This window comes from Ruegeria sp. BC7 (assembly GCF_056539165.1).
The window spans coordinates 668,973-694,071 of the sequence record NZ_JBQFUL010000003.1; the positions used below are offsets into that span (position 1 = coordinate 668,973).

Consider the following 25,099-nt stretch of genomic DNA (forward strand, 5'->3'; position numbering starts at 1 on the left):
TAATGTTTTGAGGGTTTTCAGCCTTGCTGCGGCCCGGCTTTACGAGTTCGCAGGAGCACCAAAATGCCCACGACCTATACAGACCAGTTCTATGTATTTGACCCGGCCAACCCGGATGCAACGGGGACGGTTCCGGGATCAACTCTCACCGTTCAGAAGTTCGATATCGTGGACCAGAATGACAACGGTCTGGTCAATAGGCTGAATGGCGACTCGGTCGACGGATCGGACATCCGATCATCCTTTTTTGACGATGTGGTCACCATCCAACTGTCGGATGGGACGCAGATCACCTACACGGGCGTGACCTTCTATCTTGCCGATGGCCGCGAGGTCTTTACCCCAACGGACGGGAAGGTTTTGCAGGATGGAACCTTTGTCAGCTCATCGGTCACGGATTTCAGCGATACGGGAAACTCGTTTGGCTCGGTCAGCATAGCCAATGATGATCTGGGGCCGCCGTGTTTTACACCGGGAACCCTTATCGACACTCCGAACGGCCCCCGGCGGATTGAAGTGCTGAAGCCCGGAGATCAGGTAACAACGGCCGACAACGGAGCACAGCCCTTGCTGTGGGTGGGTAAAACGACTGTGCCAGCCGAGGGAAAACTGGCCCCCATTCGATTTGAGGCCGGGGTCTTGGGCTTGGATCACCCGCTCACTGTATCCCCTCAGCATAGAATGTTGATAGAGGATTGGCGTGCGCCTTTCCTGTTTGGCCATTCCGAAGTTCTCATTGCAGCCCATTGTCTGACCAACGGAACCACGGTCAAACGCGTCGAGGGCGGTCAGGTGGAGTATATTCACCTGCTATTTTCACGCCATGAGATCGTTTTTGCCAATGGCGCAAAAACAGAAAGCTACTACCCCGGCCACGCGATTGCGCAGGCGGACAAGGACATTCAAGCTGAGATGCTGACCCTCTTTCCCGAGTTGCGTCGGAGAAACTCGGTTTTGCCAGAAAAAGCCCGCCCGGTGGTGCGCCCCCGCGAAGCGCGCACAATCGCCATATAAACCGTTCCAAACTCGCGCTCCGCGTCGTATAGCAACTGCATGGCAAAGAAAGCAGCGCGCAAATCGAGCGGTAAGAAAAGCAAGGCGTCCAAATCCAAGAAAACGATGATCCCACGCGTCCGGCTCTGGGTGGGCCGGATCGCGTTGGCAGCGGTCGCTTTCATGGTGGCTTTGGTGCTGCTTTATTCTGTGGTCAATCCGCCGATCACGCATACGATTTGGTCTGAGTGGCGGCGTTTGGGCAAAGTTGAAAGAGACTGGGTGCCGATTGAAGACATCTCTCCGGTCATGGTGCGGTCTGTTGTGGCGGCTGAGGATGCGAATTTCTGCCTGCACTGGGGCTTTGACGTAGAAGCCATTCGCGATGCGCTTGAAGATGGCGGTACGCGCGGGGCGTCGACGATCACTCAGCAGGTGGTGAAGAATGTCTTTCTTTGGCAGGGGCGAAGCTGGGTCCGCAAAGCGCTGGAAACCACGATCACCCCGGTCGTTGAAATCTTTTGGAGCAAGCAGCGAATTGTCGAAGTTTACCTGAACGTGGCCGAGACCGGAAATGGGGTCTTTGGCGTAGAGGCGGCAGCCCAGAAAAACTTTAATGTACCAGCTTCGCGCCTTTCTCCGGTGCAGGCCGCCCGTATAGCCGCCATCCTGCCTTCGCCGCGCAACAAGTCGGTCACGGACCCCTCGGTTCGGACGCGCCGCCGCGCTGCTGCGATCCTGGATGGAGCGGCCACCATTCGCGCAGATGGTCGCGCAAATTGTTTCGAGGATTGAAACCCACGGCCTCGCAAGGCTAAAGCAGAAGAGTATTCACTGGTTCGATTGGAAGATCATGGCGCGTCTGTTTCACGTTCCCCTGTCCCCTTACTGTCGCAAGGTTCGCCTGTCTCTGGCGGAAAAGAAGATCGAAGTAGAGCTGGTGGAAGAGAGGTACTGGGAAAAAGACCCGGACTTCCTACGCCGAAACCCGGCGGGGAAAGTTCCGGTTCTACGGCTGGACGGAAAGATCATGTCCGAGAGCACAGCCATCTGCGAGTATATCGAAGAAACACGACCGGAACCTGCGCTTTTGCCTAAGACGCCGGAAGACAGGTATGAGGTTCGGCGTCTGGTTGCGTGGTTTGACGACAAGTTTCACCAGGAGGTCACCTCGAAGCTATTGTATGAGCGGGTGAACAAGAAGGTTACCGGCGAGGGCTATCCGGACAGCAAGAACGTCAAGGAAGGTGCCAAGGCAATCAAGTATCATCTGGATTACATGGCCTGGCTGTTGGATCATCGCCGCTGGCTGGCCGGAGATCAGATGACGCTGGCGGATTTTGCAGCGGCTGCGCATCTGTCGGCGCTGGATTATATCTCGGACGTGGATTGGAACCGATCCGCGGCGGTGAAGGATTGGTACGCCAAGATCAAGTCACGCCCTGCGTTTCGGTCGATTCTGGCGGATCAGGTGCCGGGTTTCCGGCCACCGCCTCATTACGCTGATCTGGATTTCTGATAGGGTAGCAGGGGGGCTGTCTGCCCCCCATCGCGCCGGGGCGCGATTCCCCCCGAGGATATTTTTGGCCAGATGAAGAACGGATCGGGTTTAAAGGAAAAGCTGGTGGCGCAGGCCCTAAGTGAGGGGTTTGTATCCTGTCGTATCTGCCGCCCTTGGGATGTACCCGAGGTGCCCGCTCGGTTGAAGGCGTTTTTGGATGCCGGGTACCACGGTCAGATGGGTTGGATGGCCGAGCGGACCCATTGGCGCGGTGATCCGGCAGCTTTGTGGCCCGAGGCGCGCTCGGTGATCATGCTGGCCGAAAGTTATACGCCCGAACATGATCCGACCGAGGTATTGCAGTACGCGGAACGCGGGGCGATTTCTGTTTATGCGCAGAACAAAGATTATCATGATCTGGTCAAAAAACGCCTCAAACGGTTGGCGCGGTGGTTGATCGCCGAAGCCGGAGGAGAGGTGAAGGTGTTTGTCGATACCGCACCGGTGCCGGAAAAGGCGCTGGGCCATGCGGCCGGGCTGGGATGGCAGGGGAAACATACCAATCTAGTTAGCCGAGACTGGGGGAATTGGGCTTTCATAGGGTCTATTTTCACCACTTTGGATTTGCCATCAGATATGTCGGAAGTTGATCATTGCGGATCATGCCGGGCCTGTCTGGATGTGTGCCCGACTGACGCTTTTCCGGGGCCGTATCAGTTGGACGCGCGGCGCTGCATTTCTTATCTGACCATCGAACACAAGGGTCCGGTTGATGAAGAGCTGCGCGGGAAAATGGGAAATCGAATATATGGTTGCGACGATTGCCTAGCCGCGTGTCCCTGGAACAAGTTTGCCGTCGCCGTAAGCGATCTGAGATATGCGGCACGTCCCGAGTTGAAGTCTCCGCCCTTGGCGGAACTGGCTGGTTTGGATGACGCGGCGTTTCGCGAAAAGTTCTCGGGGTCGCCCATCAAGCGGATCGGGCGGGATCGCTTTGTGCGGAATGTTCTATATGCAATCGGAAATTCCGGATTGCCGGAATTAAGGCCAGTTGCGGCGCGGCTGGTCGACGATCCCGATCCGACCGTGGCCGATGCCGCGCGTTGGGCGGTGAAACAACTGGCTTGAGTGCCGCAAACGGGGTGGACGTGTCGCTGCGAACCGCTACACCGATCTTCAGCGAACAGTGAGGAGGTCCCGATGGCGTTGGCTTTGGGGGTGGATACAGGCGGAACCTATACGGATGCAGTCCTTATTCGGGACGAAAAGGATGTGATAGCCTCGGCCAAATCTCTGACCACACGGGCGGATTTGGCGATCGGTGTGGGCAAAGCGATCTCGGCCGTGTTGGAACAGGCGCAGGTCTCGCCGGATCAGATCTCGATGGCGTCACTGTCCACGACGCTGGCCACTAATGCCCTTGTCGAAGGGCAGGGTGGGCGCGTTGCGCTTGTTTACATCGGGTTCAAACAGTCAGATCTGGACAGGCACGGGCTGAAGGATGCCTTGAAAGGTGATCCGGCCGTGGTACTGAACGGGGGTCACACGCATGCCGGGGCTGAGGCTGCCCCTCTGGATACCGAGGCGCTTTTGTCCTTTTTAGACTCACATACAGGTGTGTCGGGGTTTGCGGTGGCGGCGCAGTTTGCGACGCGGAACCCGGCGCATGAGCTTGAGGCCGCGCGGATCATTGCAGAAAAGACAGGCGCGCCGGTTACGTGTTCGCATCATCTGTCCGCCAAGCTGAATGGCCCAAAACGCGCCGTGACCGCCGTGTTGAATGCCCGGTTGATTGGAATGATCGACCGGCTGATCGGGCGCGCGCAGGATCAACTGGTAGAGCTTGGTATTTCGGCGCCAATGATGGTTGTGCGCGGTGATGGCGCCTTGATGAGCGCGGAACAGGCCCGGGACAGGCCGATTGAAACCATTCTGAGTGGGCCTGCCGCGTCGATTGTAGGGGCGAGTTGGCTGACCGGGGCCGAGAGCGCTTTGGTCTCGGACATCGGGGGTACGACTACGGATATTGCGTTGATCCGGGATGGCAAGCCGGCGATTAACCCGGCCGGAGCGCAGGTGGGCGGATTTCGCACAATGGTCGAGGCCGTGGCCATGCGGACGCATGGGCTGGGCGGTGACAGTCAGGTGCATGTGAGGACCGAAGGCTTGGCAGGCGGCGTGTTCCTTGGACCGCGGCGGGTTTTACCTGTCTCGCTGATTGCGGCTGAGCATCCCGAAATTGTTCACCCGGTTCTTGATGCACAACTACGCGCGACAACGGTGGGTGAGCATGACACGCGCTTTGCACGTCGCGTTCCGGGCCTTCATGCCGAAGGTCTGGGGCCACGGGAAGACGCGATTTTGGAAAGGCTCGGGGATCGGGTTGTGCCATTGTCGGACTTGCTGAAAACCCGGATGGAAAGCGGCGCGCTGACGCGGCTTGTGGATCGCGGGATCGTTCAGGTCAGTGGCGTCACTCCGTCTGATGCGTCCCATGTGCTTGGTCGACTGACCTCGTGGGACACTGAGGCGGCGCGAAAAGCGCTGGAGTTGATGGCGCGCAAGCGAGTTGGAACCGGGGATGTCTTGGCTGCAACACCGGAAGCATTGGCCGAGATGATCGTGACTCAGTTGACCGAGCAGACCTCTTTGACCTTATTAGAGACTGCTTTTGCAGAAGAAGCTGAGGATTTTGGGCTGTCTGCAACAGACCTGGCTCGCCATGTTCTGACGCAAAAAGGGTTGGATCGGCACCGCGGTTTGCTGGCACTGGATGCGGCCCTGAATGTGGATGTGATCGGCCTTGGGGCGTCGGCGCCCAGCTATTACCCAGCGGTAGGAGAGCGGCTGCATTGCAAAATGATCCTGCCCGAACACACCGGCGTGGCCAATGCGATCGGGGCTGTGGTGGGTCGGCTGACGTTGCGCCGATCAGGGACCGTAACGTCACCGTCAGAGGGGCGCTATAGGGTGCACCTTGAGACCGGGCCGCAGGATTTCACCGAATCCCAAGAAGCGTTGAAGGTTTTGCAGGCCGCCCTGAAAGACGAGGCCGAAAGCGAAATCCGTCAGGCGGGTGCAGAAGATATCCGGGTGATCGTGGACCGCGATATCCGGACCGCGCGAATTGAGGCTCGGGACGTTTTTGTTGAAGCAACCGTAACGGTCGAAGCCAGCGGCCGCCCGCGGGTGGCGTCAGGTTAGCCCAGGTTGGGGCCAACCACTATTCGGCCGCGTTGCGTTTTGGCAGAACCCAGTCGGGGCGCGGGAAATGGCAGGTATAGCCGTTCGGGATACGCTCAAGATAATCTTGATGTTCCGGCTCAGCCTCCCAGAAATCGCCTACGGGTTCGACTTTGGTAACGACCTTGCCGGGCCAGATGCCACTGGCGTCCACGTCGGCAATCGTGTCCAGAGCGACCTGTTTCTGGTCATCATCCACAAAGTAGATGGCGGACCGGTAACTCATGCCGATGTCGTTGCCTTGTCGGTTGACCGTGGTCGGGTCGTGAATCTGGAAAAAGAACTCAAGCAGGTCGCGAAAAGTGATCTGCGCAGGGTCAAAGAAAATCTCGATCCCTTCGGCGTGGGTGCCGTGATTGCGATAGATGGCGTTTGGTACGTCACCGCCGGTGTATCCCACACGGGTACTGGATACGCCGGGCAATTTGCGGATCAGATCCTGCATGCCCCAAAAGCAGCCACCTGCAAGAACGGCGCGTTGTTCGGTCATTGGGTGTCCTCCACATGAATCAGGTATTCGCCATAGCCTTCATCCTCCATGTTATCGCGATGGATAAACCGCAAGGAGGCCGAGTTGATGCAATAGCGCAGCCCGCCATGTTCGCGCGGGCCGTCGGGGAACACATGCCCAAGATGGCTGTCCCCGTGTTTCGACCGGACCTCGGTTCGGATCATACCCAGTGTTCGGTCGGTGAACTCCTCAACGTGTTCGTGCACGATGGGCTTTGTAAAGCTGGGCCAGCCGCAACCGGATTCGTATTTGTGGGTCGAGGCAAACAGCGGTTCGCCCGAAACGATGTCGACGTAAATCCCCGGTTCCTTGTTGTTCAGCAGCTTGCCGGTTCCGGGGCGCTCTGTCCCGCTGTTCTGCGTGACGTGGTATTCCTCGGGTGACAGGGCAGCGATCGCCTCGGGGTCTTTGGTATAGCGGGTCATTGGTCCTCGGGACGTGTGGAAATAGCTTTGGCCTAATAAATGGGGTTTGAACGACGAAAGCAAAGGGGGTTTTGCCTTCCTCGCGCAGATGTGCGGGTATCAGCCGGGTTTTGGCGCGGGTTGCTGGGAAAGCTGTACGGCCAGAATTCCCAACGTGGTCACGCCAACGCCAACTGCATCCAGTGGCCCCAATTTCTCACCCAGTAATATCGCGGCGATTGTGACGCCGAAGACGGGGTTGAGGAAATGAAACGTGGCAGCCCGCGTTGCTCCGATCCGGTCCAGCAGCAGAAACCAGATCAAGGTCGCAAGCAAACCGGGGAATAGCGTCGTGTAGGTAAAGGCCAGCGCCAGCGGTATCGTTGGATGAATGTAGATCGTTTCAAAAACCGGTGCTGCCACAAACAAGACAGCGGACCCAACCAGCATCTGCAACCCCACAACCATCATGAAGTTTCCACCCGAAGTCGCACCGCGAACAGCAAGCGTAGCGAAAGTCAGCGCCAGTGCGCCGAGACCGCAGAGCATGACACCGAACATATCCACACCGGCGCTGATGCGGCTGCTCATGATCAGGGCGACTCCGGCGAATCCGGCAAACAAGCCCGCGATACCCATGAGTCGTAGCCGTTCGCCCAACAGCAGCCAGCCCGCGAGCGCGACCAATAGGGGCATGGTCGAGGCGATGATCGCGGCGACCGATGCCTCGACCGTTTGCATGGCGTAGAAGTTCAGACCCAAATAAAGGGCATTTTGGCAAATTCCGAACAATATGGTGGCGTACCACTGCGACCGGGTCAGGTGCCAGCTTTGGCCCATGACCCTTGCAATCATGACGCCGATAAGCCCTGAAATCAGAAACCTCAGCGCGAGGGAAAACAAAGGCGAAGCGTCCACGACAATGATCCGCGCCGAGGTAAAGGCCGACGACCAGATAAACGCAAATGTCAGCCCCATGGCCATGGCGCGCAGGTCCATCGCCGCCCCTTCCATCTATTTTCGAGCACTGTTCCCCAATTTGTCGAAAGCTGCAACAAGCGCCACTTCTTGCGTTAAAAAAGACACAGCCATGTCGCGCCACTTTCAGAGGTGTCGTTTTTGTTGATTGACCAGCCAATAAAAGATAGCAGCATCCAAACCTGACACATCAAGGGAGATATGTTGGTGCTATTGGAATACATACTGTCGTTCGGCGTCCTGCTGGCCTTGGGTCTGGTCGCGTTCTTTGTGGTAAAGTGGTGGAATCTGCGGATCGTTGGTGTGACACCGGTGCATTTGTTCACCTTCATCGCGATCCTGTTCACGTCCGGCCTGGACGTAGGTCTGATCATGTTTCCACTGACCGAGTTCGGCGGCTATGCCGAGGACCCGGCCTACGCCTTTGCCAACCCCCTGGCGATCGAGTTCGGGTTCTGGGGCTTTTTGATCTGGGCGTTCTACTTCCTGACCGCGTTCTATTTCTGCGTCATAGAACCTCGTGTGCAGTTCTTTGAAATCCCCTTGGTCAAACTTATCAACAACGTGGTGATCATCGGAACTTGCGCCTTCACGGCCAGCCTGTTCCTGATCTACCTGCCCGGCTACATCCCCGAGATCGGCGACGGTGAAACAGTCATCCCGGCCTTCTATGCGGTTGTTTTCGCGGTGATCCTGGCGGCGGCCTATTCCTCGACTGACCTGAAATACGTCCGCATTTTGTCGGTCGGCTCGACCTTTCTGTTCCTTGCGCTGATCCTTGGTATGTGGGCCGCGGCGGGTATGGGTGTATCGGGTTTCTTGGAAACCAGCAGCAATATCGGTGCGTATTTTGCCAACATCCACAAATTCGTCCTGCCGCTGACCGACTATCACGCCTTCTACCTGTTCTGGTGGTTCGCGTGGTCGATCATGATCGGTCAGTTTACCTCGCGCTTCGTGGGCGGCTTGACTACGTGGCAGTTGCTGGCGGCGTTGCTGATCTTCCCGTCGATCCCGCTGGCGATCTGGTTCTCGGTTCTTTACTACTACCACCTGAACGAGATCAGCACCGCAGGCATCACCAACATCGCGATGGTAATCGTTGGCGTGACTTTCGTGATCAACTCTCTGGACTCACTGATCCGTCTCTATACCGACAATCTGAACATGACGGTCCAGCGTCTGGGCAAGCTGGGATATATCGGCGGAAACGTGGCACTGCTGTTCGGCCTGACCTTGTTGTTCCAGAGCCAATGGTTGCAAATCCAGTGGATCGGAGCAGTGGTCGTGGGCCTCTATCTGGCTTGCGTGGTCTATATCCTGATCGCCAAACGGCGCGAGGTGCTAAGCATCACGGCAATGCCAGAAGACCGCAATCTGGACTTCCACAAAGTGGAAACGGTTCACTGATCCAAGCCCGTTCTGCGTCACAAGGGTGCTCAAGTGGGCACCCTTTTTCTTTTCCGGGCGTGCCGTTGGACGGGCCTTGAGAAATAGGCCAGAGCAAAGAAAAAGGGCCACCTGCAGGCGACCCTCAATCACTTAGCGGTACAGGCTGGGATCAGCCGTTCACGCTGTCCTTCAGAGCTTTTGCAATGGTCATCTTGACCACTTTGTCAGCTTCTTTCTTGAACTGTTCACCGGTGGCAGGGTTGCGTACCATGCGCTCGGGGCGCTCGCGGCAGTAGATTTTGCCAACGCCGGGCAGGGTCACTGCGCCGCCGGCGGATACTTCGCGGGTGATCAGGCCGGTGATGGCCTCAAGCGCGCTGTTGGCGGCTTTCTTGTCTGTCCCCATTTCCTCAGCGAGAGCAGCAACCAGCTGAGTCTTTGTCATAGGCTTTGCCATTTCTTGGTCTCCTTAACGTGCCCGATAAATAGGGCCTCACCGCGTAACTGTAACGGGATATTGTGGCCGAACACAACGAATAGTAGCGCCGAAAACCCTAAAAATATGGGGAAAACGTTGCTTTTTTGCTTCAGAGAAAGGCCGTTTCGTCGAAAGAACGCAATTTCCGGCTGTGCAACCGTTCCAGCGGCATGCCGCGAAGATGCTCCATCGCTCGTATTCCGATCGCCAAATGACGGCTGACCTGTGTGGTATAGAACGACGAGGCCATTCCCGGCAACTTCAATTCCCCATGTAGCGGTTTGTCTGACACACACAGCAAGGTGCCGTAGGGGACGCGGAATCGATAGCCATTCGCGGCAATGGTGGCGCTTTCCATATCCAGCGCGATGGCGCGCGACTGGCTGAGGCGTTGCACTGGCCCGGACTGGTCCCGCAGTTCCCAATTACGGTTGTCGACCGAGGCGACGGTGCCCGTGCGCATGATCCGCTTCAGTTCATATCCCTCAAGTTCCGTGACCTCGGCCACGGCACGTTCCAGTGCCACCTGAATCTCGGCCAGCGGAGGGATCGGGACCCAGACCGGCAGGTCATCGTCCAGCACTTTGTCTTCGCGCAGATAGGCATGCGCCAGAACGAAATCACCCAAGGCCTGAGTGTTGCGCAGACCAGCGCAGTGACCGACCATCAGCCACGCATGAGGCCGCAGAACCGCGATGTGATCCGTGGCGGTTTTGGCATTCGACGGTCCAACCCCGATATTGACCAGCGTAATGCCCGACCCGTCCTCTCGTTTCAGGTGGTAGGTCGGCATCTGCGGCAGTTTCAGCGGCTGATCCAGAACTCCATCCGCTGTGGTGATCTGCACATTCCCGGTCGATACGAAGCTGATATAGCCACTATCGGGATCGGCCAGTTGTTCGCGCGCGTAGTTCTCGAACTCGGACACATAGAACTGGTAGTTTGTGAACAGCACGTGGTTCTGGAAATGGCTGGGATCGGTTGCCGTATAATGGGCCAGACGCGCCAGCGAATAATCGACCCGTTGGGCCGTAAACAAAGACAGGGGGCCGTCCTCGTCTTCGTGATCGTGAACACCGTTTACGATGTCGTCATTTGTGGTGGTCAGGTCCGGAACATCGAAGACGTCGCGCAGTGTGAAACCGGCGGCACCCTGATGGGGAACGACCAGATCGGGATTGTTCGCCACCGCGAAATGAACCGGGATCGGCGTATCTGAGGCTCCGATCGTCACCGGTTGATCGTGGTTCTTGATCAACAGCGCGATTTGCTGGGTCAGGTACGACCGGAACAGATCGGGCCGCGTGACCGAGGTTGCATGTGTTCCGGGCTCGGAAACATGGCCAAAGCTCAGACGGCTGTCGACCTGCGCATAAGACGAGGTCTTGATCCGAATTTCAGGGTAAAAAGCCCTATACCGTTCGGTCGGCGTGCCTTGTTCCATCGCCTGGGCAAAGCTGTCGCACAGAAAGCGCGTTGCCTGTTCATACAGTTGCTCTAGCCGGGCGACGGCGGCGGCAGGGTCGGTAAACTTCTCGGCGCTGGGCACGTCGGGTGTTTTTATTATTGTCATGCAAGTGGTTCCAGAAGGTCAATTTTTTCAAATGTACGCACGTCGATCAGCCCGAGGTCGGAGATCCGCAATTCGGGGATCACGACAAGGGCCAAAAGCGAGTGCTGCATATAGGCATTGTTGAGGGTGCAGCCGCAGGCCTGCATCGCCTCGACCATTTGTTCAGCCTTGGCCGCCACGTCAGCGGCGGGACTGTCGGACATCAGTCCGGCAATCGGTAACTCGACCAATGCCAATTCCGCGCCATCACGGAATATGGTGATCCCGCCCCCAACTTCGGCCAGTCGGTTCGCGGCCAGGGCCATCTGAGCGCGGTCGGTTCCCACAACGATCATGTGGTGGCTGTCATGTGCCACGGTGGACGCCATGGCCATCTTGCCCTGATAGCCGAACCCCGAGACAAAGGCGTTCGTGACCCCTCCGGTCGCGCGATGGCGTTCGACCAGCGCGATCTGGCAGACCTCACCTTCGCCTTCCACCAATCCTTCGATGATCGGCAACTCGGCCTTGAGCGCCTTGGTTGGCGCCTGATTTTCAACGACGCCAATCACGTTGGCCTGCACGCGATTGGCCCCGGCGGGCGCTTCGATCTCAAAATCACCAGCGGCGAGCGTATGCCCCAGATGGACGGTGTTCCGTGCGGTCTCGGGCCAGTCGAGATGCGGGCAATCCACCGTAATTGTCCCGCCTTCGGCCACAACCTGACCGCGGGCGATGACCATTTCAATCGGCAGTTCGGTCAGGTCAGAGCTGAGAATGATATCTGCCCGCCGTCCCGGAGTGATCGAGCCGATCTCTCGTTCAAGTCCGAAATGCGTGGCCGTGTTGATCGTGGCCATTTGCAACGCGATCAACGGATCGCACCCGCAGGCGATGGCATGGCGCACAACCCGGTTCATATGACCATCATTGACCAATGTCCCCGAGTGGCAATCATCCGTGCACAGGATGAAATTCCTTGGGTCCAGCCCTTTCTCGGTAACGGCTGTGATTTGGCTTTCCACGTCGAACCATGCCGACCCCAACCGCATCATCGATCGCATACCTTGCCGAACCCGCGCGATTGCGTCCGCTTCACAGGTTCCTTCGTGATCGTCTGCCGGACCGCCTGCGACGTATGCCGCGAAATCAGGCCCTAAATCAGGCGAAGCATAGTGTCCGCCCACTGTTTTCCCTGCATTTTGCGTTGCTGCGATCTCGGCAAGCATCTTGGGGTCGCCATTGATCACGCCGGGAAAGTTCATCATCTCACCCAGCCCGATTATGCCGGGCCAGGACATGGCTTCGGCAACGTCCTGCGTGGTGATCTCATAGCCCGTGGTTTCGAGACCGGGCGCAGATGGCGCGCAGGATGGCATCTGTGTGTAGATATTCACAGGCTGCAGCAGCGCTTCGTCATGCATCATCCGCACACCGTCCAGCCCCAGCACATTGGCGATTTCGTGCGGATCTGTGAACATGCTGGTCGTTCCGTGCGGAATGACTGCACGGGCGAATTCGGCCGGTGTCAGCATTCCCGATTCGATATGCATATGGGCATCGCACAGGCCGGGCAGCATAAAGCGACCGTTTGCCTCGATGATCCGGGTATCGGGTCCGACGCAATGCGAAGCGTCCGGTCCAACAAAGGCAATGCGCCCGGACGCAATGGCGATGTCGTGATCTGGCAGAATTTCGCGGCTATGCACGTTTACCCACGATCCGCCGCGTATGATAAGGTCAGCGACCTCGCGCCCTGCGGCGACGGCGATCAAACGGGGGGCGACATCGGGCCAACTTGGGAAAGGTGTGTATTCCATGGCCCAACTTTCCCGAATGCCGGGAAAGGTTCAACCCCTGCCGAACAGCTATCATAAAACCGTCACGCAGCGCGTCAGCGCTGCCCGGCCCAACCAGAGAAGATGCCCCTTGCGGGCATTGCCGATGGGCGGGAGCGTTCCGTTATGCTTGAATATCGCTCTCAATCTCGCGCCGCACCCAATCGGCAAAGGCCAGTGCACCGGGTGTTTCTTCGGCTTGGGGTGACAGCAGCAGGTAATAGGCTTCGGGCATTGCCGCGCGATGATCGAAGGGCGCGATGAGTTTGCCCTCGTCAATTAACCTGCGGGCAATGGTATCATGTGACAGGCACAGCCCGCCGCCTGCCATCGCCACCGAGAGGCTGACCAGATAGGTTGTCGAGTAAGTTATGGGCGGTTTTTCCCATATTAGACCCTGTTCTTCGACCCAGCTCTCCCAATTCGACAACAGGTTCGAGCAATCGAACAGCGGATGTTGCTGCAAAGTTTCCAGCGTAACCTGATACTCCGGCGCGCAGACGGGATAGTAGTGATCAGTCCTCAGCAGCTCGGTGCGCACCGTGTCGGAGGGGCGCAGAGAGTATCGGATTTCAACCGCAGCGCCCTCGGCCATTTCCCGCGGTTCCCAGAGTTCGGTAAAGATGTTCAACTGAACCTCGGGTTGTTGCGCCCGAAATTTCGGAAGTCGCGGGGCAAGCCAGTTCACCGCAAAAGTTATGTTGCTCTGAACCTGCACTGCGTTCTGCTGCGTGCCGGTGACGGCCTGTGTACCCCGAACCAGAGTTCGGAAGGCATCACGCACAACCGGCAGGTAGGTTATTCCGGCTTCCGTCAGTTCCAGTGCGCGCGGCCTTCGCAAGAACAAGGGCTGACCCAGATACCCCTCGAGCGACTTGATTTGCTGACTGACCGCGCTTTGCGTCATGTTCAGGTCCCGCGCGGCACCGGTGAATGACAGATGGCGTGCTGCGGCCTCGAACGTGCGCAGCCACCCCAGCGGAGGAAGAGATTTCTGCATTGGCATAACTCAAGCATAAGTTTGACTAATGAATTAGTTGCGTTTTTTTCGTTGGTCAAATTTCCGCAGCGAAGGCAGGCTTTTTGCAGTCCGAAGCCACCCGACAGGAGCCTGACATGAGCGTCACCAATCTGCGGCCCAATATCGACCACTGGTCCGAGCGCGTTGACCTTGCCGCGACTTTCCGGTGGACGGAACGGTTGAACATGCATGAGGGCGTGGCCAACCATTTCAGCCTGGCGGTCAATTCAGACGGAACGCAGTTCCTGATGAATGCCAACCAGATGCATTTCGCTCGGATAAAGGCGTCGAACCTGTTGCTTCTGGATGCAAACGACCCGGATGTCATGACCCAGCCCGGCGCCCCCGACCCGACAGCATGGGGTTTGCACGGGTCTATCCACAGACGCTGCCCCCATGCGCGCTGTGTGATGCATGTGCATTCCATTTTCGCGACGGTTCTCGCCTCGCTTGCTGACAGTACCCTGCCGCCAATCGACCAGAACACGGCAACTTTCTACGACCGATATGTGGTAGATGAGGAATTCGGCGGACTGGCCTTTGAAAGCGAAGGTGAGCGCTGCGCTGCCATGCTTTCGGACCCGAAAAAGAAGGTCATGATCATGGGCAATCACGGGGTGTTGGTCATCGGCAGCGACCCGGCGGATGCCTTTAACAGACTCTATTATTTTGAACGTGCAGCCGAAACGTACATTCGCGCGCTTCAAACCGGGCTGCCCTTGCGCGTGTTGTCAGACGAGATTGCCGAAAAGACCGCGCAAGAGCTGGACGACTATCCCGATCAGGCCCAAGCGCACCTGCGCGAGATCAAATCTCTGCTGGATGCCGAAGGTTCAGACTACGCCACATAAGCAGGAGGCCGCGATGACCAACGCGTCTCAGGACCCCGAAGCCGCCCGTTGGCACTATCACCCTGACGGGCCGGTGGGATTGAACCCATTATTCAACTGGCCGCCGCGTCCCGCAGCCGTTTTGCAGTGGTATAGTGGCGCTTGGCTGCAGATCACGTCGCTGACGCTTTGCATGGTTCTGGCGGTGACGGCTTACGTGTTTTTCTTCCCTACTCTGGAAACGATGCAGAGTTTCGCGCCCGGCTGGATGTTTCGCATCTGGTTGCTGAACATGATGCCGCAGATCCTGGTCGCGGGCGGCCTTCATTGGTGGCTGTACATGCGCAAAGGGCAGGGCATGTATAAGAAATTTGATCGCCGGGACCTGACTCGCAACAACGGCAACTTCACATTCCGCAATCAGGTCTGGGATAACATCTGGTGGACGCTGGGTAGCGCGATGACGGTCGCCACCGTTTATCAGTGGGTGATCTACTGGGCGATGGCGAACGGATATGTGCCGACCGTGACATGGGCCAGTGCGCCGGTTTGGTGTGTGGTGTGGATGCTGTTCATCCCGATGTGGTCAGGGCTGCATTTCTACTGGGTTCACCGGCTGGAACATCACCCGAAGCTATATAAACACGTCCATGCGGTTCACCATCGTAACGTGAACATCGGGCCATGGTCGGGCATTTCCAACCACTGGTACGAAAACCTTTTGTACTTCACGACCTATTTCATTCACCTGATCGTGCCGTCGCACCCGCTGCATCTGCTGTTTCATACGTATTTTCAGCAGATCAGCCCGGTGCTGTCGCATTCAGGGTTTGAAAAGCTCAGGGCCGGAGACACGGATGCCGCCCGTGCCGGGGACTTCTTTCACCAACTCCACCACCGGTATTTCGAGTGCAACTATGGCACGTCCGAAATCCCGTTCGATAAGTGGTTTGGCACCTATCATGATGGATCGGCTGACGCGACGACCCGAACGCGTGCATTCAAGAAACAGATGTATACCTAGCTGGCTCGTAACGCGCGTGGCGTGACGCCGAACTCGGCCCGGAATGCACGGGTCAGCGCGCTGGGGTCGTCATAGCCGGCCCGCAGAGCGACTTCTGCAATCGTCAGGTCGGTTTCGGCGACCAGCTTGCGCGCAAGGTTCAGGCGCAGGCGGCGGTAGACCTGCGCTGGCCCCGCGCCCAGTTCCGCGTGCATCCGAACCGATAGGGCCTTGTGTGAACGGCCAACGCGGCGGGCAATTTCTGTGATAGCCAGCGGCGTTTCCAGATTCTCCTGCATCAATGCCAGCGCCTTGTTCACGTACCCGCTGGTCGCGCCCGCGCCTCCGGAATGCGAGCGTGCAGAATCGCGGGTCATGAACAACTGCGCCACCTCCAGCGCGAGGGCTTGCCCGTGATCTTGCCCGATTAGGTGCAGGACCAGATCAAAGGCGGCCATGGCCCCGGAACAGGTGATGCGGTTGCGATCAATGACGTACCGCTCGCGCCGGGTGTCGATGTCTGGGAACCGCTCGGTAAAGCTGTTGAGTTCTTCCCAGTGGATCGTAGCGCGATGACCGTCCAACAACCCCGCAAGCGCCAGCAGCCAGCTTCCGGTGTCCAATCCGGCCAGTTTTGCATAACGACCAGCAGAAGCGCGCAACCCGGCCAAGGTGCGCCACCCGCCATGCGCCCGGAACCCGTAAGAAGGCATGACGAACAGAATATCCCCGCGGGCGTCTTGAAGGGTCTGGTGCGGTGCAACCTGCAAACCTGAAGAGGACGTCACGGGCGCACGATCCAGCGACAGGAAGTTCCAGTCATACAGTTTCTGTCCGGCAATCGTGTTTGCCGCGCGCAGTGGCTCGACCGTGTTGGCGAGGCAGTGGTTTGAAAACCCGTCGAACAGAAGCACCCCGAATTGCTGCGGTGCAGAGGGTGATTTGGTCCATTTCTGCATATCTGATGACTATTTCCGCACGATGAAAAGATCAACCCGCGTCAGGATATGGTCAACCTCAGATGTGGAGATCCCAAATGCAATACGGCCTGTCCGACGAACAAGAGATGATCGTTTCAACCGTTCGCAGCTTTGTCGAAAATGAAATCTACCCGCATGAAGACATGGTCGAACGCACAGGTGAGGTGCCGAAAGAGATCGCCGACGAGATCAAGCGCAAGACCATCGAGCTGGGGTTTTATGCCTGCAACTTTCCGGAAAGTGTTGGTTGCGCGGGGCTGAACCATCTGGAGTTTGCGCTGGTTGAGCGGGAACTCGGGCGGGGGTCGATGGCGCTGAACCATTTCTTCGGGCGTCCGCAGAACATCCTGATGGCCTGTGAGGGCGATCAGATCGACCGCTATCTGATGCCCGCCGTGCGCGGTGAAAAGATGGATGCGCTGGCGATGACCGAGCCGGGTGCGGGATCAGACGTGCGGGGGATGAAATGTGCGGCCGTGCGGGACGGTGGCGATTGGGTGGTCAATGGCACCAAGCACTTCATCTCGGGCGCGGAGCATGCAGATTTCATCATCGTCTTCATCGCAACCGGCGAGGATCAGACGCCCAAGGGCCCCAAGAAGCGCATCACTGCCTTTCTGGTTGATCGCGGCACCCCCGGTTTCACGATCCGCGATGGATACAAGTCGGTCAGCCACCGTGGATACAAGAACATGGTGCTGGATTTTGACGATTGCCGCCTACCCGACGCTCAGGTTCTGGGTGAGGTCGATGGCGGGTTCGAGGTGATGAACACATGGCTTTATGCCACGCGGATCACCGTTGCTGCCATGTCCGTGGGGCGCGCGCGGCGGGCGTTCGACTATGCGCTGGACTATGCCGCCACGCGTGAACAGTTCGGCCAGAAGATCGGCAAGTTTCAGGGCGTCTCGTTCCAGATCGCCGATATGATTACCGAGATTGATGCCGCCGATCTGCTGACCCTCGCTGCCGCTGATCGGCTGGACAAGGGGCTGCCCTCCAACCGCGAGATCGCCTCGGCCAAACTTTATGCTTCGGAAATGCTGGCGCGGGTGACGGATGCGGCGATTCAGGTGCATGGCGGCATGGGTCTGATGGATGACTACCCGCTAGAGCGGTTCTGGCGGGACGCTCGTGTGGAACGCATCTGGGACGGCACCAGCGAAATTCAGCGCCACATCATCAGCCGCGATCTGCTGCGGGCACTGGGCGCATGACCGCAGCGCTGGCCCGTGCGCTAACCCCTAAGTCCATCTCTGTGATCGGGGGTGGAGCGTGGTGTGCCTCGGTCATTCAGCAAGCGCGCAGGTTCGGGTTCAAGGGCGATATCTGGCCCGTACATCCCAAGGCGGCTGAAGTTGCCGGGGAACGGGCCTTCGGTTCACTAGAGTCGCTGCCGACACCGCCTGATCTGGCTTTTGTGGGGATCAACCGGCATGCCACAATTCAAGCGGTTGAGGTCCTGTCCGCGATGGGCGCAGGAGGGGCGGTCTGTTTCGCCTCGGGCTTTACCGAGGCGCAGGCCGAAGACGACGCAGGTGCGGACCTTCAGGAACAGTTGATCGCGGCAGCGGGGGATATGCCGATCCTTGGCCCGAACTGCTATGGATTCGTGAACGGGTTGGATCGCGTGGCCGTTTGGCCCGATCAGCACGGAATGCGGCCCGTGGATCGGGGTGTCGCGATCCTGACGCAAAGTTCCAATATCGCCATCAACATGACGATGCAGCGCCGCGCGCTGCCGTTGGCCTTTATGCTGACCTGCGGAAATCAGGCCCAGACACATCAGGCCGATATTGCTTTGGCTCTGTTGGACGATGATCGCATCACAGCCATTGGCGTGCATATCGAAGGTTTCGGTGATCTGCGCAAATGGGAGGCTTTGGCCAGCAAAGCGCGGGTTCGGGGTGTACCGATTGTTGCGCTCAAGATGGGCCGGTCTGCTCATGCGCAGGCAGCGACGATCTCGCACACGGCGTCCTTGGCTGGTGGCGATGCTGGTGCGCAGGCCTTGCTGGACCGGTTGGGAATCGCGCGGCTGGACGACATTCCGAGCTTTTTGGAGTGTCTCAAGCTGCTGCATGTGACCGGACCGCTAGATAGCAACGGCTTGAGCACCATTAGCTGTTCCGGAGGAGAGGCCAGTCTTGCCGCAGATATGGCCACAAGCCGGGACCTGCACTTTCCGCCGCTGTCTTCGACGCAACGGGCCGACCTGAGGGACGCCTTGGGGCCAATGGTGGCATTGGCGAACCCGCTGGATTATCACACGTATATCTGGCGCGACACTGAGGCCATGACACAGGCATGGGCCGCCATGATAGGCCCAGAGCAGGGTTTGACCATGGCAATCGTCGATTATCCCCACACGGATTCGACAGATTGGGACTGCGCTACGCAGGCTGCCTTGAACTGCGTGGCGCGCTCGGGCCGCCCGTTTGCGGTGACTGCTACTTTGCCGGAATTGATGCCCGAGGATGTTGCCCAACGGCTGCTGGACGGAGGCGTAGTGCCCTTTGCAGGGTTGCACGAAGCGCTGGCGGCCGTTGAAGCCGCATCCCGATCATTCGATACCCAAGCGGACCCTGTTCTGATGCCGTCCTGTGCCGACTCGGATGTCATTCTGACCGAGGCTGAGGCGAAACGAACCCTCGCGAAATTCGGTGTACGAGTGCCGAAAAGCGTCGTAACGCAGCCTGAACTGGCGCGGCAGTCGGCCGAGAAATTGGCGGGTCCATTTGCGGTCAAAGGTGTCGGTCTCGCGCATAAATCCGACCAGGGGGCCGTTCGGCTGAATGTGAACCCTGAGGACGTGGCCCGCGCCGCGTCCGAGATTGGAACGGCGGAGATTCTGATCGAAGAAATGGCGCCAGGCGGGGTTGCTGAATTGCTGATCGGCGTGACGCGCGATCCGGCTCATGGCTATGTGCTGACGATGGGCGCGGGTGGAGTGCTGACGGAAATTCTGAGGGACTCGGTCTCTTTGTTGATCCCGTCGTCGCGTCAGGCGGTCCGCAAGGCGCTGGGCAATTTGGCCTGCGCACCCTTGCTGGCGGGCTACCGCGGCAAACCGGCAGCGGACATGCAGTCGATTCTGGATACGGTTGATGCGGTGCAAGCCTATGTCATTGCCAATGCAGCCCATGTCAGCGAAGTTGAAATCAATCCGCTCATCTGCTGCCCCGATGGGGCGGTAGCGGTGGATGCTCTGATCCGAAAGGCAAGCTCATGAACCCGGTCAAAACCAAGCGCGAGGGCGCGATCCTGCAGGTCACACTGGACCGGCCAAAAGCAAATGCGATTGATCTGGCCACCAGCCGCGTGATGGGGGACGTGTTTCGCGACTTCCGTGACGACCCAGACCTGCGGGTCGCCATTGTCACGGGGGGTGGAGACAAGTTCTTTTGCCCCGGCTGGGACCTGAAAGCGGCAGCGGACGGTGATGCGGTCGATGGTGATTACGGCGTCGGCGGCTTTGGCGGTTTGCAAGAGCTGCGCGATATGAACAAGCCGGTCATCGCAGCCGTTAATGGCATCGCGTGCGGCGGTGGGCTGGAACTGGCCCTGAGCGCGGACATGATCATTGCCGCCGATCATGCAAGTTTTGCCCTGCCAGAAATCCGGTCCGGTACAGTGGCGGATGCGGCCAGCGTCAAGCTGCCCAAGCGGATCCCTTACCATGTCGCGATGGAACTTCTGCTGACCGGGCGCTGGTTCACGCCGGAAGAAGCAAAGAACTGGGGTCTGATCAATGAGATCGTGCCGTCTGAACAGTTGATGGATCGCGCTTGGGAGCTGGCGCGTCTTCTGGCCAGCGGTCCCCCGCTTGTTTATGCGGCAATCAAGGAGATCGTGCGCGAGGCCGAGGATTCCAAGTTCCAGGACGTCATGAACCGGATCACGAGGCGGCAATTGCCGACCGTCGATACGCTGTATGGGTCCGAGGACAATCTGGAAGGGGCGCGTGCCTTTGCTGAAAAGCGTGATCCGGTCTGGAAGGGGCGCTAGACGCGCTCGAACAGGGCGATCAGGGCCGTGTCGTCCTTGTTTGGGCCAGCGGCCAGATCGCCGTAAATGGGGACTTCGGTCAGAGTCAGGTTTTGAATCTGACCCTGCGCCATCTTGTGCAGGGCTTCCGCGAAACCCAATTTCTCATAATGCTGCGCATTGATAGACAGTGCGAACTGCGCCGCGTGGCGGGCGACGCGCAGCAATGCTGGAAGGGCTTCTGGTCCAAGGTGGCCATGGGTGAACGTGCCGGATGATACGACGCCGGAATAGCTTTCGCGCGGCACGGGGATACCTTTGTTCAGATCAGCTTCGATCGCATCGCGGTAGATATCCTTGCGCATGGCGCGGTCCAGCATTTCGGCGCTGATATCTGTGGCGTCTATGGGGCCAACGCCTAAACCGGCAAGAACGGCGCCGCACAACCCGGTTCCCGCGCCAACATCCAGTACCGGGCCTTGGCCTCCGGTGCTGACAAAAGCCCGCGCGGTGTGGACATGCAGTTGATAGTCCTCGCGCGCGGCGAACCCTTCATCGTAATCGCCGGCCCATTCTGCATAAAGCCGCTTGTGATCCTCTGGCGACTCCAGCGCATAGGCGGTGTGCAGGTCAGGTGTTTTGGTGCTCATGCCTAAAAGAAAGGCGCATTGAGGGATTCGAATCAAGTATCTCGGCACCCAAGCTTGCATCTGCCGAGTTTGCAGATCATCAAGGGCGGCATGACAGGCACTCTTTTTTCGTTTGGTCACGGCTATTCGGCGCAGGAAGTTTCCCGGCTGTTGAAGCCGATGGGCTGGCGGGTTCTGGGCACCACGCGGGACCCTGCGCAATCACCGGTTTTGAAGGCATCGGGGGCCGAACCTGTTGTCTGGCCCGGTCAGACGCCGGACCTGAACGGGGTCACGCATCTGCTGATCTCGACGGCTCCGACTGCGCAGGGCGATCCTGTTCTGGCGGCCCTGCGGGATGAGATCGCAGAGCGCGCTTCGCAGTTTGAATGGGTCGGGTATCTGTCCACCACGGCAGTCTATGGCGATCATCAGGGCGGCTGGGTTGATGAGACAACCCCACCTGCGCCAACAGCCGAGCGCGGCAGGTGGAGAATACGGGCCGAGTCCCAATGGCAGGAAATACCGGGACTGCCGACGCATATCTTTCGCCTGGCTGGTATCTACGGACCGGGTCGCGGCCCGTTTTCCAAGCTCAAACGCGTTGGGATGCGTCGCATTATCAAACCGGGCCAAGTCTTTTCCCGAATCCACGTCGCAGATATTGCGCAGGTGCTGGTGGCGTCGATGGCGGCCCCAAATCCCGGCGCGATCTACAATGTTTGCGATGACGAGCCTGTGCCGCCGCAGGATGTGATCGCCTATGCGGCCGAGCTGCAAGGTCTGCCCCTTCCGCCTGCAGTGCCTTTTGATGAGGCCGATCTGACCCCGATGGCCCGCAGCTTTTACAATGAAAACAAGCGCGTCAGGAATGACAGGATCAAAGATGAGCTTGGCGTGACGCTGCACTATCCGAATTACCGGGTGGGGCTGGAGTCTCTGATCAACGATAGCTAGCAAATGGCTGATCGATAAGTGATAGCTTTTCCTTATCGCTTCGATCCATAAACAAAACTTATTTGCATGGTTTGAATTTGATAGAACCTGCAATGACAAGGCAAAGAGTCGCCGATCGTCCGCGCCTAAGACGCACGCCCCTTTCTGTGCGTTTGGGCCGGATGTTGGTGTCATCTATATGTGTTCTTGATCGACCGAGTTTTGACCGCGCGAACCTGCCGGAACCCAGCCAGGATTGGAGATCGTTATGGACGGAAGTGATAACCCTAAGTCGGGCGGATGCCCTGTGATGCACGGTGCTGGAACCCGGTCCAACCGGGACTGGTGGCCAAACCAGTTGAACCTTTCGATTTTGCACCAGAACACCTCGGTGTCGAATCCCCTTGGCGCTGACTTCGACTATGCCGAAGCGTTCAAGAAGCTGGACATGAAAGCGTTGAAGGAAGACCTCTATGCGCTGATGACGGATTCGCAGGATTGGTGGCCTGCTGACTACGGTCATTATGGCGGTCTGTTCATTCGTATGGCGTGGCACAGCGCCGGGACCTACCGGACAGCGGATGGCCGTGGTGGAGCTTCGACCGGGAACCAGCGGTTTGCGCCGCTCAACAGTTGGCCCGATAACGGCAACCTTGATAAAGCGCGCCGCCTGCTGTGGCCGATCAAGCAGAAATACGGCAACCAGATCTCCTGGGCTGACCTGATGATCCTGGCGGGTAACTGCGCCATTGAATCCATGGGCGGCAAGACCTTTGGCTTTGCCGGTGGCCGCGAAGACATCTGGGCACCCGAGGAAGATATTTATTGGGGTTCGGAGACCGAATGGCTGGCCCCGACAGAGAATCCGCACAGCCGTTACTCGGGTGAGCGCGATCTGGAGAACCCGCTGGCCGCCGTGCAGATGGGTCTGATCTATGTGAACCCTGAAGGCCCGGATGGAGAGCCGAATGTTCTGGCCTCGGGCCGGGATATCCGCGAGACCTTTGGCCGGATGGCGATGAATGATGAGGAAACCGTCGCTCTGGTGGCTGGCGGTCATACCTTTGGTAAAGCCCATGGCGCGGGTGATCCCGATCTGGTTGGGCCGGACCCTGAGGCCGCTCCGATCGAAGAGATGGGCTTTGGCTGGATCAACAAGTTCGGTTCGGGCAAGGGCGACGACACCACGACCTCGGGGATCGAGGGCGCATGGACCGCGAACCCGATCAAATGGGACAACGGTTACTTCGATCTGCTGTTCGGCTATGACTGGAACCTGACGAAAAGCCCCTCGGGTGCATATATCTGGGAGCCGGTGAACGTCAAAGAAGAAGACATGGCCCCGGCAGCGCACGATCCGTCCAAGAAGGTCAAAACCATGATGACCACCGCTGATATGGCGATGCGCATGGACCCGATCTATGGCCCGATCTCGAAACGTTTCCACGAGAACCCGGATGAATTCGCAGATGCTTTTGCCCGCGCCTGGTTCAAACTGACCCACCGCGACATGGGCCCGCGCTCGAACTATATCGGGCCGGAAGCGCCGACCGAAGAACTGATCTGGCAGGATAACGTCCCCGCCGTGGATCACGACCTGATCGACGACGCGGATGTGGCCGACCTGAAAGCCAAGATCGCGGCGTCGGGCTTGTCGGTGTCCGAACTGGTCTCGACTGCATGGGCCTCGGCCTCGAGTTTCCGCGGGTCGGACAAACGCGGCGGTGCCAACGGCGCACGCATTCGCCTTGCGCCGCAAAAGGACTGGGATGTGAACGAGCCGATGAAGCTGTCCAAGGCGTTGGATGTGCTCGAGGGCGTTCAGGCCGCGTTCAACGATGCACAGTCGGGCAACAAGAAAGTCTCGCTGGCAGATGTGATTGTTCTGGCAGGTAACGTCGGTGTCGAGCAGGCCGCCAAGGCCGGAGGTCAGGACGTTGAGGTTCCGTTCGCTCCGGGCCGCACCGATGCGACCCAAGACCAGACAGATGCCGACAGCTTTGCTGTTATGGAGCCCATCGCAGATGGCTTCCGCAATTACCAGAAAGGCGACTACTCAGTCTCGCCAGAGGAATTGCTGGTCGACAAGGCCCAACTGTTGACCTTGTCCGCGCCTGAGATGACGGCGCTTGTCGGCGGCCTACGTGTTCTGGGTGCGAACTTCGGTGACGCCAAACACGGTGTGTTTACCGATCGCGTCGGAGCCTTGACCAATGACTTCTTCACCAACCTGCTTGACATGAGCACAGAATGGAAGCCGTCGGGCAAAGGTGTTTATGAAGGCCGTGACCGGGCAAGCGGCGAGGTCAAATGGACGGGTACCCGGGTTGATCTGGTCTTTGGCTCAAACTCTCAACTGCGTGCGCTGGCCGAGGTTTATGGCCAAGCTGACGCAGAGGGCAAATTCGTCTGCGACTTTGTCTCCGCCTGGAACAAGGTGATGAATGCCGACCGCTTCGACCTGAAATAAGCACACGCCATGTACAATGATTGTGCCGCGCGGGGAGACTCGGGCGGCATTTTCTTGGCCCACTTCCTGTGGGCATACCAAGCATTGGGTACGATTCCACCGAAAGGCCATTCGATACTGCCCTTCAAACCTTAAATTCCTGGGACCGAAGGGGGAATTGTAAAGCTAACATGTTGTTTTTATTAAGGTGTGTAAGTTTCTGCCGAGAAAAGTGAAGTTTTTTCAAAATGGGGGTTGCAGGTCTCAGACCTAATCCGTAAATACCCCCTCACCGGCGCTGCTGAGGCGCTGGGACGCGGCGGAAGCGGCGGAGACGCTCAGGAGAGACTGGGGGCATCTTGAGGGAATGATTG

General features: G+C 58.4%; 22 protein-coding genes. 13 read left to right on the forward strand and 9 right to left on the reverse strand.

The window, feature by feature from the left end; translation table 11 throughout:
* Positions 1-63: 63 nt before the first annotated feature.
* From ACR0KS_RS12280 to ACR0KS_RS12300, 5 genes are all read left to right on the forward strand, one after another.
* Complete coding sequence (locus ACR0KS_RS12280; RefSeq protein ID WP_170564673.1) at positions 64-1,014, forward strand: Hint domain-containing protein; 951 nt, start codon at positions 64-66, stop codon at positions 1,012-1,014.
* 39 nt (positions 1,015-1,053) lie between these two features.
* A complete protein-coding gene (gene mtgA, locus ACR0KS_RS12285; protein ID WP_170564677.1) occupies positions 1,054-1,788 on the forward strand; it encodes a monofunctional biosynthetic peptidoglycan transglycosylase in 735 nt (244 codons plus the stop codon).
* Between the two features lie 58 nt (positions 1,789-1,846).
* Entirely contained in the window at positions 1,847-2,512 is a 666-nt protein-coding gene (gene fzlA, locus ACR0KS_RS12290; protein WP_170386802.1) for an FtsZ-binding protein FzlA, read from the forward strand.
* A 72-nt stretch (positions 2,513-2,584) separates the two neighbouring features.
* Complete coding sequence (queG, locus tag ACR0KS_RS12295) at positions 2,585-3,622, forward strand: tRNA epoxyqueuosine(34) reductase QueG (RefSeq protein ID WP_170803190.1); 1,038 nt, start codon at positions 2,585-2,587, stop codon at positions 3,620-3,622.
* A 72-nt stretch (positions 3,623-3,694) separates the two neighbouring features.
* On the forward strand, positions 3,695-5,698 hold the full coding sequence (locus ACR0KS_RS12300) for a hydantoinase/oxoprolinase family protein (RefSeq protein ID WP_170564683.1): 2,004 nt from the start codon (positions 3,695-3,697) through the stop codon (positions 5,696-5,698).
* A 19-nt stretch (positions 5,699-5,717) separates the two neighbouring features.
* Here the strand turns inward: ACR0KS_RS12300 and msrA are convergent, their stop codons facing one another.
* The 3 genes from msrA to ACR0KS_RS12315 all read right to left on the reverse strand — a co-directional run bounded on the left by msrA (position 5,718) and on the right by ACR0KS_RS12315 (position 7,651).
* Positions 5,718-6,227 carry a peptide-methionine (S)-S-oxide reductase MsrA gene (gene msrA / locus ACR0KS_RS12305; protein ID WP_170564686.1) on the reverse strand — a complete coding sequence of 170 codons (510 nt, stop codon included), beginning with the start codon at positions 6,225-6,227 and terminating at the stop codon, positions 5,718-5,720.
* The gene (gene msrB, locus ACR0KS_RS12310; protein WP_170564689.1) at positions 6,224-6,673 is read right to left on the reverse strand and encodes a peptide-methionine (R)-S-oxide reductase MsrB; all 450 of its coding nucleotides are present in this window, start codon (positions 6,671-6,673) and stop codon (positions 6,224-6,226) included. Before msrB ends, msrA begins: the two co-directional genes overlap by 4 nt.
* A gap of 99 nt (positions 6,674-6,772) precedes the next feature.
* On the reverse strand, positions 6,773-7,651 hold the full coding sequence (locus tag ACR0KS_RS12315) for a DMT family transporter (RefSeq protein WP_170564692.1): 879 nt from the start codon (positions 7,649-7,651) through the stop codon (positions 6,773-6,775).
* 180 nt (positions 7,652-7,831) lie between these two features.
* Between ACR0KS_RS12315 and ACR0KS_RS12320 the strand changes: the two genes are divergently transcribed.
* Complete coding sequence (locus ACR0KS_RS12320) at positions 7,832-9,040, forward strand: BCCT family transporter (protein ID WP_480693222.1); 1,209 nt, start codon at positions 7,832-7,834, stop codon at positions 9,038-9,040.
* Positions 9,041-9,191: 151 nt separating this feature from the next.
* Here the strand turns inward: ACR0KS_RS12320 and ACR0KS_RS12325 are convergent, their stop codons facing one another.
* The 4 genes from ACR0KS_RS12325 to ACR0KS_RS12340 all read right to left on the reverse strand — a co-directional run bounded on the left by ACR0KS_RS12325 (position 9,192) and on the right by ACR0KS_RS12340 (position 13,890).
* Complete coding sequence (locus tag ACR0KS_RS12325; RefSeq protein WP_068341148.1) at positions 9,192-9,479, reverse strand: HU family DNA-binding protein; 288 nt, start codon at positions 9,477-9,479, stop codon at positions 9,192-9,194.
* A 130-nt stretch (positions 9,480-9,609) separates the two neighbouring features.
* The gene (locus ACR0KS_RS12330) at positions 9,610-11,073 is read right to left on the reverse strand and encodes an AMP nucleosidase (protein ID WP_170564695.1); all 1,464 of its coding nucleotides are present in this window, start codon (positions 11,071-11,073) and stop codon (positions 9,610-9,612) included.
* Positions 11,070-12,872, reverse strand: a complete 1,803-nt coding sequence (gene ade / locus ACR0KS_RS12335; RefSeq protein ID WP_170564711.1) for an adenine deaminase — start codon at positions 12,870-12,872, stop codon at positions 11,070-11,072. The genes ACR0KS_RS12330 and ade overlap by 4 nt, the downstream gene beginning before the upstream one ends.
* A gap of 142 nt (positions 12,873-13,014) precedes the next feature.
* Positions 13,015-13,890, reverse strand: coding sequence for a LysR family transcriptional regulator (locus ACR0KS_RS12340; protein ID WP_170564714.1), 876 nt, complete (start codon positions 13,888-13,890; stop codon positions 13,015-13,017).
* 116 nt (positions 13,891-14,006) lie between these two features.
* Here ACR0KS_RS12340 and ACR0KS_RS12345 point away from each other — a divergent pair, with 116 nt between their 5' ends.
* Positions 14,007-14,762, forward strand: coding sequence for a class II aldolase and adducin N-terminal domain-containing protein (locus tag ACR0KS_RS12345; RefSeq protein ID WP_170564717.1), 756 nt, complete (start codon positions 14,007-14,009; stop codon positions 14,760-14,762).
* Positions 14,763-14,775: 13 nt separating this feature from the next.
* The gene (locus ACR0KS_RS12350; RefSeq protein ID WP_170564719.1) at positions 14,776-15,765 is read left to right on the forward strand and encodes a sterol desaturase family protein; all 990 of its coding nucleotides are present in this window, start codon (positions 14,776-14,778) and stop codon (positions 15,763-15,765) included.
* Here the strand turns inward: ACR0KS_RS12350 and ACR0KS_RS12355 are convergent.
* A complete protein-coding gene (locus ACR0KS_RS12355; RefSeq protein ID WP_170564722.1) occupies positions 15,762-16,703 on the reverse strand; it encodes a GlxA family transcriptional regulator in 942 nt (313 codons plus the stop codon). The genes ACR0KS_RS12350 and ACR0KS_RS12355 overlap by 4 nt on opposite strands.
* A gap of 77 nt (positions 16,704-16,780) precedes the next feature.
* Here ACR0KS_RS12355 and ACR0KS_RS12360 point away from each other — a divergent pair, with 77 nt between their 5' ends.
* The 3 genes from ACR0KS_RS12360 to ACR0KS_RS12370 are packed head-to-tail and all read left to right on the forward strand — an operon-like array spanning position 16,781 to position 20,732.
* A complete protein-coding gene (locus ACR0KS_RS12360) occupies positions 16,781-17,941 on the forward strand; it encodes an acyl-CoA dehydrogenase family protein (protein WP_170564725.1) in 1,161 nt (386 codons plus the stop codon).
* Positions 17,938-19,956, forward strand: a complete 2,019-nt coding sequence (locus ACR0KS_RS12365; RefSeq protein ID WP_170564728.1) for an acetate--CoA ligase family protein — start codon at positions 17,938-17,940, stop codon at positions 19,954-19,956. The genes ACR0KS_RS12360 and ACR0KS_RS12365 overlap by 4 nt, the downstream gene beginning before the upstream one ends.
* Positions 19,953-20,732 carry a carnitinyl-CoA dehydratase gene (locus tag ACR0KS_RS12370; protein ID WP_170564731.1) on the forward strand — a complete coding sequence of 260 codons (780 nt, stop codon included), beginning with the start codon at positions 19,953-19,955 and terminating at the stop codon, positions 20,730-20,732. The genes ACR0KS_RS12365 and ACR0KS_RS12370 overlap by 4 nt, the downstream gene beginning before the upstream one ends.
* Here ACR0KS_RS12370 and ACR0KS_RS12375 read toward each other — a convergent pair.
* Positions 20,729-21,361 (reverse strand): class I SAM-dependent methyltransferase, encoded by a 633-nt coding sequence (locus tag ACR0KS_RS12375; RefSeq protein WP_170564734.1) that lies wholly within the window; start codon positions 21,359-21,361, stop codon positions 20,729-20,731. The genes ACR0KS_RS12370 and ACR0KS_RS12375 overlap by 4 nt on opposite strands.
* A 90-nt stretch (positions 21,362-21,451) precedes the next feature.
* Here ACR0KS_RS12375 and ACR0KS_RS12380 point away from each other — a divergent pair, with 90 nt between their 5' ends.
* The gene (locus ACR0KS_RS12380) at positions 21,452-22,297 is read left to right on the forward strand and encodes an SDR family oxidoreductase (protein WP_170564737.1); all 846 of its coding nucleotides are present in this window, start codon (positions 21,452-21,454) and stop codon (positions 22,295-22,297) included.
* A 247-nt stretch (positions 22,298-22,544) separates the two neighbouring features.
* Positions 22,545-24,746, forward strand: coding sequence for a catalase/peroxidase HPI (gene katG / locus ACR0KS_RS12385; protein ID WP_170564741.1), 2,202 nt, complete (start codon positions 22,545-22,547; stop codon positions 24,744-24,746).
* The last annotated feature ends 353 nt before the right edge of the window (positions 24,747-25,099 follow it).

Coding starts and splice junctions, on each gene's coding strand:
- fzlA (WP_170386802.1), top strand. CDS start 1,847: ATGGCGCGTCTGTTTCACGTTCCCCTGTCCCCTTACTGTCGCAAGGTT.
- ACR0KS_RS12350 (WP_170564719.1), top strand. CDS start 14,776: ATGACCAACGCGTCTCAGGACCCCGAAGCCGCCCGTTGGCACTATCAC.
- msrA (WP_170564686.1), bottom strand. CDS start 6,227: ATGACCGAACAACGCGCCGTTCTTGCAGGTGGCTGCTTTTGGGGCATG.
- ACR0KS_RS12355 (WP_170564722.1), bottom strand. CDS start 16,703: ATGCAGAAATGGACCAAATCACCCTCTGCACCGCAGCAATTCGGGGTG.
- ACR0KS_RS12365 (WP_170564728.1), top strand. CDS start 17,938: ATGACCGCAGCGCTGGCCCGTGCGCTAACCCCTAAGTCCATCTCTGTG.
- ACR0KS_RS12360 (WP_170564725.1), top strand. CDS start 16,781: ATGCAATACGGCCTGTCCGACGAACAAGAGATGATCGTTTCAACCGTT.
- ACR0KS_RS12345 (WP_170564717.1), top strand. CDS start 14,007: ATGAGCGTCACCAATCTGCGGCCCAATATCGACCACTGGTCCGAGCGC.
- ACR0KS_RS12330 (WP_170564695.1), bottom strand. CDS start 11,073: ATGACAATAATAAAAACACCCGACGTGCCCAGCGCCGAGAAGTTTACC.
- queG (WP_170803190.1), top strand. CDS start 2,585: ATGAAGAACGGATCGGGTTTAAAGGAAAAGCTGGTGGCGCAGGCCCTA.
- msrB (WP_170564689.1), bottom strand. CDS start 6,673: ATGACCCGCTATACCAAAGACCCCGAGGCGATCGCTGCCCTGTCACCC.
- katG (WP_170564741.1), top strand. CDS start 22,545: ATGGACGGAAGTGATAACCCTAAGTCGGGCGGATGCCCTGTGATGCAC.
- ACR0KS_RS12375 (WP_170564734.1), bottom strand. CDS start 21,361: ATGAGCACCAAAACACCTGACCTGCACACCGCCTATGCGCTGGAGTCG.
- ACR0KS_RS12380 (WP_170564737.1), top strand. CDS start 21,452: ATGACAGGCACTCTTTTTTCGTTTGGTCACGGCTATTCGGCGCAGGAA.
- mtgA (WP_170564677.1), top strand. CDS start 1,054: ATGGCAAAGAAAGCAGCGCGCAAATCGAGCGGTAAGAAAAGCAAGGCG.
- ACR0KS_RS12340 (WP_170564714.1), bottom strand. CDS start 13,890: ATGCAGAAATCTCTTCCTCCGCTGGGGTGGCTGCGCACGTTCGAGGCC.
- ACR0KS_RS12320 (WP_480693222.1), top strand. CDS start 7,832: ATGTTGGTGCTATTGGAATACATACTGTCGTTCGGCGTCCTGCTGGCC.
- ACR0KS_RS12325 (WP_068341148.1), bottom strand. CDS start 9,479: ATGGCAAAGCCTATGACAAAGACTCAGCTGGTTGCTGCTCTCGCTGAG.
- ade (WP_170564711.1), bottom strand. CDS start 12,872: ATGGAATACACACCTTTCCCAAGTTGGCCCGATGTCGCCCCCCGTTTG.
- ACR0KS_RS12300 (WP_170564683.1), top strand. CDS start 3,695: ATGGCGTTGGCTTTGGGGGTGGATACAGGCGGAACCTATACGGATGCA.
- ACR0KS_RS12370 (WP_170564731.1), top strand. CDS start 19,953: ATGAACCCGGTCAAAACCAAGCGCGAGGGCGCGATCCTGCAGGTCACA.
- ACR0KS_RS12315 (WP_170564692.1), bottom strand. CDS start 7,651: ATGGACCTGCGCGCCATGGCCATGGGGCTGACATTTGCGTTTATCTGG.
- ACR0KS_RS12280 (WP_170564673.1), top strand. CDS start 64: ATGCCCACGACCTATACAGACCAGTTCTATGTATTTGACCCGGCCAAC.